This is a genomic window from Picosynechococcus sp. NKBG042902 (genome assembly GCF_963864045.1).
In the GTDB taxonomy this organism is placed as follows: Bacteria; Cyanobacteriota; Cyanobacteriia; order Cyanobacteriales; family MRBY01; genus MRBY01.
Window position 1 is genome coordinate 1 of sequence record NZ_CAWLTV010000038.1, and the last position, 10682, is coordinate 10682.

Annotated in this window: 11 protein-coding genes; all 11 read right to left on the minus strand. The window is 39.5% G+C overall.

Translation table 11 applies throughout. The features are described from left to right. Nucleotides 1-898, minus strand: an 898-nt coding sequence (locus tag AACR41_RS00670; RefSeq protein WP_030008240.1) for a hypothetical protein, incomplete at its 3' end; no start/stop codon positions are given. Nucleotides 899-962: 64 nt separating this feature from the next. Further along, complete coding sequence (locus tag AACR41_RS00675; RefSeq protein ID WP_152551039.1) at nucleotides 963-1421, minus strand: hypothetical protein; 459 nt, start codon at nucleotides 1419-1421, stop codon at nucleotides 963-965. Beyond that, nucleotides 1406-2191: a hypothetical protein gene (locus AACR41_RS00680; RefSeq protein WP_152551040.1), complete on the minus strand. Its 786-nt coding sequence runs from the start codon at nucleotides 2189-2191 to the stop codon at nucleotides 1406-1408. Before AACR41_RS00680 ends, AACR41_RS00675 begins: the two co-directional genes overlap by 16 nt. 8 nt (nucleotides 2192-2199) lie before the next feature. Further along, nucleotides 2200-3132, minus strand: coding sequence for a glycosyltransferase (locus AACR41_RS00685; RefSeq protein WP_030008243.1), 933 nt, complete (start codon nucleotides 3130-3132; stop codon nucleotides 2200-2202). 8 nt (nucleotides 3133-3140) lie between these two features. Then, on the minus strand, nucleotides 3141-4316 hold the full coding sequence (locus AACR41_RS00690) for a glycosyltransferase (RefSeq protein WP_030008244.1): 1176 nt from the start codon (nucleotides 4314-4316) through the stop codon (nucleotides 3141-3143). 60 nt (nucleotides 4317-4376) lie between these two features. Next, nucleotides 4377-5651 carry a glycosyltransferase family 4 protein gene (locus AACR41_RS00695; protein WP_084150039.1) on the minus strand — a complete coding sequence of 425 codons (1275 nt, stop codon included), beginning with the start codon at nucleotides 5649-5651 and terminating at the stop codon, nucleotides 4377-4379. Nucleotides 5652-5929: 278 nt separating this feature from the next. Further along, a complete protein-coding gene (locus AACR41_RS00700) occupies nucleotides 5930-6790 on the minus strand; it encodes an FkbM family methyltransferase (RefSeq protein WP_052349739.1) in 861 nt (286 codons plus the stop codon). Beyond that, nucleotides 6784-7410 carry an acyltransferase gene (locus tag AACR41_RS00705; protein WP_084150040.1) on the minus strand — a complete coding sequence of 209 codons (627 nt, stop codon included), beginning with the start codon at nucleotides 7408-7410 and terminating at the stop codon, nucleotides 6784-6786. Before AACR41_RS00705 ends, AACR41_RS00700 begins: the two co-directional genes overlap by 7 nt. A gap of 20 nt (nucleotides 7411-7430) precedes the next feature. Continuing rightward, entirely contained in the window at nucleotides 7431-8723 is a 1293-nt protein-coding gene (locus tag AACR41_RS00710; protein ID WP_030008248.1) for an ABC transporter ATP-binding protein, read from the minus strand. Nucleotides 8724-8771: 48 nt separating this feature from the next. Next, nucleotides 8772-9635: an ABC transporter permease gene (locus tag AACR41_RS00715; protein ID WP_045442623.1), complete on the minus strand. Its 864-nt coding sequence runs from the start codon at nucleotides 9633-9635 to the stop codon at nucleotides 8772-8774. 109 nt (nucleotides 9636-9744) lie between these two features. Further along, nucleotides 9745-10682 (minus strand): DUF2887 domain-containing protein (locus AACR41_RS00720; protein WP_223209981.1); only part of this gene is annotated, 938 nt, incomplete at its 5' end.

Below are 10682 nucleotides of genomic sequence, written 5' to 3' on the forward strand. Positions count from 1 at the left end.
TTAAAAATTTTCTTTGCTCAAGTCTTTTTAATCCTTCTTTGTACATTAAGTACCTGATGGGACTGACATAATGGCGACAAGGGCTATCTGTAGGAGTTATTTTTTCTATGTTAACATCATAATCACTAGAAAGAAACTCAAATCCATATTCACTAGAACAAAGTGCAATCAGCGTTTGTTCTGCACGACCACCATAAGGATGATCTTGAATACCAGGAATACTCAAAAAATGTTCTAATTTTTCAAAGCTCATGGAAATTTTATGGATTAATCCCAAGCCAGTATTAATGTAAGGTATTAATTCAAAATTTATATATTTCGCAATTTTCTCAATATCTGGACTATAACCATAATTCCAATCCTTGTTAAAAGTGTTTAACTTATAATTGGAATTATTAATGCGTTCAATTAAATCAGTTGGTTTAGCAAAAAAGAGGATATCACTATCAATGAATAAAATTTTATCTGTATTGGAGAAGTATGTAAAATCAAACACTTTGAGAGAAAAAGGATTATTTTCTCTCATTTTTAATGCTGAGGGATATGATTGAAGCTTTTGATATATTTCTCTGTCAGCCATAGTGCGCTCTATCAATCTTGCATTAGGAAAATGTTTTAAAATTTCTAATTTATCCTGATCATTTAAAGTTCCGTCATCATGAATACACAAGGCATAATTTTCCTCAGAGAAAACATAAAAACTTTTTAAAGACCATATCGTATTGAGACAATCTTTGCTGGAAGTTAAAGTATGAACCTCAGCAAGTTTAGAATCGGTTCTAGTAATGGGAGCAGTATCCAGAATTTTTTTTCTAAACAAATCTCTATAGTAAGCTGTATCAAGTCCATGCCCAAACTTTGTTTTTAATTTATAAATTAAAGCACCAGGAGTAATCATATTTATCATTGTCATCTCTAAATAAATGTTTAATGTTATTTGCAACTAATGCAGTTCAATGTTTTTAAAAGTATTTTTTCATTTTAGTAGTTTGCTTGAAAAAATTACGAGTACGAGATTGAATACGAAATAAAAAGTAATAAATACGTCCCTCCAGAGTCAAATCATTAATACCACAAAAGTGAAGAAAATTCTTTGTTTCTTTCTGACAAATACAGGATTGATATCTCAAATCATTATATCGACGGACATAATTTTTATAACCTTGATGAAACCAATATTTGTTATCTTTTGATAAATCATATTCCCACGCAGTATGAGTCCATCCTATTTCTTTACATTGCACTTCTAAAATTAATTGAGCGTGAGCTTTTGCCAATAATTCTTCTGAAGTTAAAGACGGAAAAGCTTCTTCCAAAGCCGTCATCAAAACATCAAAAGAAACACGAAAAAGAAAAGGTGAATGAGTAGATCTGGTGGCTCGATTACCATCACAAGCACTATATGTTAATGCCCGCAGCATTGAGCCAAAGTCAAAAGCACAAATATTCTGTTCTCTTGAGAGTTCATAGCAAAGAATTTTTGCCCCACTCCAAGGGAAAGAAAAAGTGTATCTAGTTGATTGTGTTGAATGAATTGGACAAGATCCTCTTTAATTAAGTCTAAATTGCGGTCTAAATTACGTCCATCTTCTCGAATTTGATGAAAATAAACTTCAGCCTGAGAAGGCCAAAAAGGTTTAGCTGCTTCTTGCCAGCTTGGTTCTTTGGTTAACAACTCTAACAAGCGAGCTTCTGCACCAGCAATCCCCACCCGACAACCTTCACAATACTGTTTAAATTCATACTCTAACCAAGTGAGAGATAGATAAGAGGTTTCCCAATTTGGATTTCGGTAGAGATGCTCTGGCCGAAGTAAATTCAGGCGAGGTAGCCAATGTTCCATCGGGTAAAGCCGTTCATGAAAATCGACATAATCTCCGTATGTGAAAGCATTTTGCAATCGAGTAGCATAATTTAGTCCAATTCCTGGGCTTCCATAGTGTAATGTTCCACTAACTCGATTTTCATCCTCTTGATATTCACTCAGTTTACCTTCTTGAGCTGCGAGAAGATAGGCCAGATCCATGTCCCCCATTCGTAAAAAGCAAAATGGCTTTTTTTCACTCATCAGTTGCGATAGCCTATGTGCCTCAGCTTGTCGTGCTGACAAATTAGATGGTTTAAACCCAAGGGCTGAAGGTGGCGGCGGTGGTATGTCTTCAAATAAACTTTTATAGAAACCTTTTTCCATGAGAAATTTTATAAGCCGACTTCTAAATCACTAATAATCCGTTCAAAATCACCTTCTCCAGCAATTGCAGACTCCTCAATGCGCCTTACTATTCTGGGTGTTTTGAGAAAATGATAAAAGCGACGCAACTCAGCATAAAACGATTGCCGTTCCCTTCTGGGAGGTAAAGGTTCTCCCCTTAAATAGGGCAAAAGTAAGCGAGAAGTACTAAGCCCTCTAAAAAGTTGCAAAATATATTTTTCAGTCATCCGACGTTCAGGAATCAAGTGTATTACCTCTAACTCTGGAAACACACCAAATCCCATTCCTAGTTCCAGTGATGTCAGAACAATATCGGTATCTCCACCACTAATCAATAAATCACCTTTACGATCTAAATTTCGTCTGTTAGGGTTATGCAAAAGATTTTGGAGATAGCGATCGCACACTTCTTTATACACTACTAACCCTGCTCCCCAAGGTTGAGATTGCCAATCGTCAATACTATTTGACCATCTCTGTTTATCTACTCGTCTAATAGCAAGTACACGCTCATAAGGAAGCAACCATTCAGGAGGTGATACTTCATATTCAGGTATAATTTGCCCTCCAATGGCTCCTAGCCATGACATCTTTGTCAGAATATTTAAAGCTTCATCCAGATAATTTGGTAGTAATAAATTATCATCATCAACAAAAACAAGTATTTTACCTTTTGCTTCTTCAATACCCCGCAAGCGTGCCGGGGTCAGCCCAATTTCATCTTCACGAATATGACGTGCATGCGGATGCCAACTCAGATCAATTTCTGAAGCAAGCAATTTATCACTCGCATTATCTATTAGCAGCAGTTCCCACTTATCCAAAGATAAACTTTGCTTTTTTAATGCCTCTAATACTCTTGCAAGATAATCTTGTCGGGGGTTGTGAGTGCAAATAATTATACTCAAATAAAAATACATAGTATTATTTATTTATGATTTTTCGTGTGTAGAACAATTTTCAGCAAACGTTGACCAAAATCAACCGCAGGGTTGCGAGGTACTTTCTGGCGAATACGTTCGCCTGCTAACTGCCCCATAGCTTGCCAATTGTGTCTTTGCTCCCAAGCACGCTCTATGGCTTCATCGAGATGTTTTACTGTTGGGGCTTCAGCAATAAAGCCTGTTTCTCCATCATCTAAAACCTCTTTGTTACCAGCTACATCAGTGACAATTGCCGGACGACCACAAAGCATACATTCTACCAGTGCTAACGGTAAACCTTCGTAGCGAGAGGGTAATATTAAAGCATGGTGAGACTGCCAAATATCTTCTACGTTACTCACATGGCCAGCAAATTTGATTTTTGATTCCAGTTGATATTGAGATACAAGTTGTTTTAGGGTTGTTGCCATCGGACCGGAACCAAATAAGCTGATTTGAAGCGGGCGATCGCGCCACTTTTGCTGTGATAGCACATCGACGAGCAAATCTTGACCTTTGGCACGGGGATCAAGTCGAGCAACACAGGCTAGTCGCCAGGGAGATGATTCTGTTGGTTCAGTCCAGGGAGGGGCTGCATCATAGTTGACTTGAAAAGGATTACAGACTATTTCTGCATTAGTTAAGGATGTAGCAATTTGTTTCTCAAATAAATGTTGATTCCCTTGAGAGACAAAAAAGCACCGCATTGCCGACTGAAATATTTTTCGGCTTCTTTGTGCTGTTTCAGAGTCAGTCCAAAATATTTCAGCATTTGCCTGCCCAACTGTAACGAAAGGAATGCTTTGTTCGAGACAGACTGATGCAAAATATTCAAATTCAATATCAGTAATAGCACCAGAGGATAGACAGACAAGATCGGGTTTTATCTGTAGTAACCAATTTTGAAATAACCTGTGGGTCATGTCAATCGGCTGTAGCAGCTTCAACCGTTGAAAAACTCGCCTTAATAGGGAGGGTGCTATATACCGACGGACTTTAACTGCTACACCAAGGCGTTGAAGTTGTGTGAGTTGTGGTCTGGGCTGAGGATAGTCCCTGACAGATGCACTGATCGTATGACCTTGACTAGCTAGCCAGATAGCGGTTTGTGACCAGAGTTCTTCCGAACCACCCCAGGGGAAACCTGCCATTGTTGAGACAAAAGCAATTTTGAAGGTCATATTACTTGGACATCTTGAGGTCAGTAGAAACAGTCACAATATTAATAGTTGGGGTTAGTTTTAGCCAATTATAAAATGCTGAACTTTGGATTTCAGCCGCTTTACTTTACTAAAAACACGATCGCTTATGGTAGGTTTACGGCGATCGCGTCTAGCTAAAACTGGATGGGGTGGAGGCAGAGGTATCTTTCTAGGTATAGGTATGGGATAACGAACGGTAGAGCGATCGCTCAATTCAGCAATCACATTCAACCAGCGTTGATAACAAACTTCTTCACTATAGTTTTGAGTAATTAATAATTTTGATGCTAGAGAACATCGTAACCATAAATCGGGGTTATTGGCTAAATTAATAATCGCTGTAGCGGCTTGTTCCGGGGTATCGTCAACTAACAACCCTGTTTGGGTATGCTTCACGATTTCTGGAATACCACTGGGAATTGATCGCACCACAGGAACAACACCACTGGCCATCCCTTCTAGTAAAGCCACTGGTAAGCCTTCATAATCGGACATCAATAATAAGGCTTGACATTGAGCAAGTTGGGCTTGAACTGCGGATGGTTCTAAGCGACCTAAAAAATGAATGCGATCGCCTAATCCTTGGGCTTTTACCCATTCCTCGGAAGTGGTTCGCGCTGCCCCATCTCCTAGTATTAAGCATTCAATGCGGGAGTCAAGGCGGCAGGCTTGCACCATAGCTGCTAAAACTAAGGAAATGCGCTTTTGCTCTTCCACCACTCGACCGCTAAAGGCGACGCGAAAAGGTGAGTCAGAGAAAGAAGCTGTATGAGGAGATAGTGGTGTGCCAGAAGGAACAGTGTAAGTGTATTTTGCTAAGTGTTTCTCTTTTGCTAAATTGCATATATACTCTGAGACACCAACCAGCATTCCTCCACTGGTTTCTGGGGTAACCATTTCAGCAATTGCCCAATACAGAGGATCATCAGACCTCATTGACAAAGCCCAAGGTAAACCAAATCGACCAGCAATAGATCCGGCGTAATACATTGATTCTAGACATTGGGGTAAGAAGATTTGCGGTTGATGACGGTTGAGAAATGCGAGTATGCCACGAACGTCGTCTTCAGTAAATAATGAGCGCGTTTCAATTTCAACAGAAATTCCAGCATCACGCAGGCGAGACAATATGCTGGACTCCTCTATATCTTTCCCGAAGTGATGAAGCAAAAGGGTAACGGGAACACCATCACTATGAAGACGTAGCAACATCCTCTCTAACCAAGATGTAACGCCACCGACATCGTTTTTAGCACTATAATGTCCAAATGCTATTGGCTTTGAGAGCGATCGCAATTTATCTAAGGGATACATATTCAGTTACTTCAGTAGTGACGCTTTCGAATATTGACTAAAGGACTCCGTGATTTTTCTAGATCAAGGAGTATTAGAGGATTGAAATTAGGGCGATCGCCTATTTGCCGACATCAACATTGGTTATCGATTTTTAGGCTTGCGATGAACTACGAAATGTCAATGGGGCTGGGTATCAAATTAGGTATAGAAGGCGATCGCAATTTATCTGAGATGTTCACTATCTAATAAATTCACATAATTTTTTATAAGCCTAGAAATAAACAAACCTACATTATTCATTCACGAAATGCAAAAACATCTAATCTCAAGTCTTTAGCATTATACACAGGTCGAGAGATAAAAGGTTGTTGCGCAGTACTCTCGTCAAGAACATGAATTCTAAATCCTGCATCTTCTAGCAAAGAGAAGAATTTACCAAGGTTTTGAGGTTTATCTATAAATGAGTGATACTCAACAAACATATTTTCTACATTATGCAGTAGGTCTTTACAATCAAGTAAAACTTCTAGTTCAGCCCCTTCGATATCAACTTTTAACATACTGCATGGTTGTTGAAGGTAATCACGAAGACGCTTGACAGGGATAGTTATTTTCTCCTTGTCTTCTGTTACTTCTTCTGCCAACTCAGCAATATGCCCACCATCAGTACCATTTGCTAGAAATTCTAGTTCACCTTCAAAAGTCCAAAGTCCTGCCTGAATAAGAGTTGTAGAAGAAAATTCCTTACAGTTGATACTTAGTAAGTCAAAAATCTCTGGATCTGGCTCGAATGCAATAATTTCTGCATCAGGAAAAATCTTTTTCCAATAGTATATAGTAGCTCCAATATTTGCTCCACAGTCAATAATCCTTGGGGTCTGTAGATCTGTGGTAAATTTACAATATTCTTGTTTAAAAAAACAATTATATACTTGCAAAACAGATGCTGCATCAACACTAATGATTTTTTTGCCAAGCAAATTAGTCTCACATTTAATTTTTCTTGGAATAGAACGAAGCCTTTTGATTTCTTGATTAATCTCTATATCTGTGTCTGCTTCTCTAGTAGTAAAGATAAATTTTGATTTTCTAAAAATATTTAGCAGTATAGGAGGAGTTGCTAAAATAGTAACTTTTTTAAATGTACTGATTAACATTGATAATCTCCTTTTTTATCCCGAAACCTTAGCAATCTTGCTGGAACTCCTGCCACTATGGAATACGGAGCTACATCTTTCGTGACTACGGCGCCAGCAGCAATTACTGAGCCTTTACCAATTCGAACACCATCCAAAATTACACAACGAGTTCCAATCCAAACATCATCTTCAATAATAATTCCCTTTGTAGACAAGCCCTGATTCATAATGGGGACATCTATTGTTTCAAAATTATGATTGGCAGATATTAATGTACAGTGGGCTGCTATTCTAGTCATCTGACCTATGCTGATACCGCCATGACCGTAAACAATAGTTCCAGGATTGAGACTAACTTGATCTGATAATATTATGTCACCGCCATATGTCGCAATTATGCACCCACTATGAATCAGACATTTACTACCTATTGATATAGAACCATTTGGATTATTCAAAAAGTTATCATCAAAATTCAAGTAAGAACAAGCTAATGTAACGTTAGAGTGAACTTCAGTAGCAAAGCCAATTGAAATTCCACTATGTGCTAAAATCTTACATTTACTTGAAATTTTCACTCCTGCTCGTTTCAATTTTTTAAGCCATAGATATCTCTTTAAATATAATTTAAGTTCCATTATAAATATTTAGTTTATGATCACTTAGGTATAATCCATTCTCTTGGCTGAAAATATAAAGAATCAATCGTATTCTGGGATGTATTTTCTCTTAGTTCAAACTGGTGCGATTCAAGTACATCTAATATGAAGTGTCCTTCGAGACTGATATAGATTTTCGCATCGTAAAATCCTTCTTTCAAGCAAAGAAATGGGAAAAATAAATTGATTTCATGAATGCCTTCATCAAGCGTAAAAACATTTTCGTCAGTATAAGAACTAAGTCGCAAAACTTTCTGATTCATATTTGCTCTGTCATGAATCAAAATCTCTACTCTCAGCCCTTCCAAAAACTTATTCGCCTGAATTTTAATTTTTAAAATTGTGGGTAAGCCAGAACGTATATTATTGTTGATTGCATTTCCTTCTAGATCACAGAAATCGATAGATAAAATTTTTGCAATGTCCGCATGAAAACGATTAGATGTTTCACGATTATCATCTCTGGACTGCTTTAAACTATCTTTTTTTTCTGATAAAAGTTGATTTTCATAAAAACTGACAACTTCTTTGGGTTTTCCTGATGTTATTAGCTTACCTTTAGATAAATATATTGCAGAAGATGATACTGCAAGAATCGCATTAGAGTCGTGTGAAACCAGAATGAATGAACAAGTTTTTCTTAACATTGCTAAATGTCGATAACACTTAGCTCGAAATTTCATATCGCCAACCGCCAAGACTTCATCAATCAATAAAATATCTGGTTTTGTATGAATCGCACTAGCAAACCCTAACCTCGCCGCCATGCCCGAACTATAACTCTGCACTGGTGCATCAATGGCTTCCCCAATCTCGGCAAACTCTACAACCTGATCAAACCGCTCATCAATCTCTTCTTTGGAAAGCCCCAAAATCGACATATTCACATAAATATTTTCCCGCCCCGTCAAAATTGGGTTAAATCCAGCCCCCAAAGCAATTAACGGTGCAACCCGCCCCTTAACCTCTACCGAACCATGATCCGGCTTAATCAAGCCACTAATAATCCTGAGCAGCGTTGTTTTCCCCGCTCCATTCGCCCCCACCAAACCCAACGCCTCACCCCGACGCAGTTCAAAACTGACATCATTCAGCGCCCAAAACTCACCCTTGCGTAACTCTACATCTGTTCGGCGGGCACCAAACATCTCGCCAGCTATATCTTGTATCCCATAAAAGAGCGACTTCTTCAGATCTCGACAAAACCGTTTTGATACATTCTTCACCGATAAAACAACTTCGTCATCTTGTGATTGTTCAAAAGTGTCTTGATGAGATGTCAGCAAAGTCATAGCTAGTAATAGATATAAAATTAACTACAAAGACAATCAGGGGATAAATTATGAACTCATGCGCTCCACAACAAACGGAATTGCTAGGCGATATAGTACCCAAGCTATTAGTAACAACCCAAACGTCAAACCACTAACAACCCAAAAACCAGCCGGGTTAGTAACCATACCACTCGTCGCTAAATCCCGTGTCGTTACCAACAAAGGCGTTACCGGATTCAGATTAACAACCGTAGCAAACAATCCCTCCTTAGGAGTCGGATAAATCACCGGTGTCAACAATAACCAAGGAGACACAATCAGAGGTATAGCCTTGGACACATCTCCATACAAAGCCCCAAGAGGAGCCAGGAACAACCCGATGGCCGTACCCAACATGACTAAATGAATCAAAGCCACTGGTGCAAGCAAGATACTCCAAGGCACGGGAATCTGGAACCAAACAAACAAACCCAAGATCAAAATTAACTTAATACCAAAATTAAAAAATACTTCCCCCAATTTAGCTAAAATAATCGCCTCCCTCGGAAAGTTAATTTTTGCCAGCATTGGTTTAGCCGCCCCCACAGCCCCAATTGGACCATTTAATGATTCCACAAAAGTCTGCCAGAGGGCCATACTAAACATTACATAGGCCGGATAGGGAATTTCAGTCTCTCCGATATTTACCGCCCCAGCATTGCGCGCGACCAGCAACCCCGCCGCCGTAATCATCGGGGGTAAAAATGCCCACAACACCCCAAACAAAGACTGTCGATATTGAGCACTAATATCTCTCACCAATAAGCGCCATGCGAGCTCCCTAGAAGCCAGTAAATCCCGCCCCATCTCTCGAAACAACTGCCATGGGTGGCGAATGCGACTTTCTGACGTATATACAACTCGGTGAGAAAATGTCCTGTTTTTCTTCATTTTGAAAAAATTAGACTACAGTATCAGCAGTAACACATTCTTGAAGCACTGTACCCTTTAAATAAAGCGTCTTGGGAGAAATATCAATTTTATCCATGCTCCTAATCCCCTAATCCACCTGCGCCAAAAATTCATCCAAATCAGCCACCACCGCAAAATCCAATAGCGCTTCGCCCAGTTCCTCCAATTGCCCCACAGATAAACATCGAATTTTTTCGCTCTGTGATGCAGATAATTCCCCAAAGCGCCGTTTCAACTGACGCATCACCAAATTTGCTGCCTCCTCCTGACGACCTTCTTGAAGACCCTTAGCAATGATCTCTTGGTAAAAGCGAGAACGAGTAATATCTGTCTGTTTCAGATCGAGAATTTCCATAATCATTTCCTGGGTCAAATCTGGGTATTTATTTGTCAGTATAGTCTCAATCAAACTCAATCGACGGTCAAATGCCGCCTCCGTTTCTGCCGTCTTCAACAGGGTTTGGCCGAGCTGCATACTTCGCTGCTTCTCTGTCGTCAACAACTGCAACAGCATCAAATTAGGACTCAAGTCTGACCTGTCTTTCAGGTCACTCAAGTACAGTCGCGTTACCCGCTGCTCTAATAAACCTTGATAGGGTAATTCCGAACCTAATCCTTGTCCTCTACTCCGTAAAATCAGTAGTCCTCGCCAGTCACAGTCAACATTATACTGGTACAAATAAACGAATAATTGCGCAAAATAGCGACCATAAAACCGCTCATCGGCTTGCATTTGCGTCTCTGCAAACACGACTGGAATCCCGCGCTTTTCAGTGACAGGCAAAAACAGACCATCCAGGCGAAATTCCTTTTCCTTAACGACGGGGGCGCTGTAGGCAAATTCCCAGTCAGGATCAATACCAGGGATTAATTCTGCCAACATCCCTGGCTGGGATAAAAATAATTCGTAAAACCATTTGTCTGTTTTCATCTGGGTGGCTCTGATTCTTCCCCCAATGTTCTTTAAATTCTTGGAGAGCTGGCGATTTCCGTTTTCACGGCCTGCATCTGGCTCCCTAAGCGTTC

Coding starts and splice junctions, on each gene's coding strand:
- AACR41_RS00710 (WP_030008248.1), bottom strand. CDS start 8,723: ATGACTTTGCTGACATCTCATCAAGACACTTTTGAACAATCACAAGAT.
- AACR41_RS00685 (WP_030008243.1), bottom strand. CDS start 3,132: ATGTATTTTTATTTGAGTATAATTATTTGCACTCACAACCCCCGACAA.
- AACR41_RS00680 (WP_152551040.1), bottom strand. CDS start 2,191: ATGGAAAAAGGTTTCTATAAAAGTTTATTTGAAGACATACCACCGCCG.
- AACR41_RS00675 (WP_152551039.1), bottom strand. CDS start 1,421: ATGCTGCGGGCATTAACATATAGTGCTTGTGATGGTAATCGAGCCACC.
- AACR41_RS00700 (WP_052349739.1), bottom strand. CDS start 6,790: ATGTTAATCAGTACATTTAAAAAAGTTACTATTTTAGCAACTCCTCCT.
- AACR41_RS00690 (WP_030008244.1), bottom strand. CDS start 4,316: ATGACCTTCAAAATTGCTTTTGTCTCAACAATGGCAGGTTTCCCCTGG.
- AACR41_RS00705 (WP_084150040.1), bottom strand. CDS start 7,410: ATGGAACTTAAATTATATTTAAAGAGATATCTATGGCTTAAAAAATTG.
- AACR41_RS00715 (WP_045442623.1), bottom strand. CDS start 9,635: ATGAAGAAAAACAGGACATTTTCTCACCGAGTTGTATATACGTCAGAA.
- AACR41_RS00695 (WP_084150039.1), bottom strand. CDS start 5,651: ATGTATCCCTTAGATAAATTGCGATCGCTCTCAAAGCCAATAGCATTT.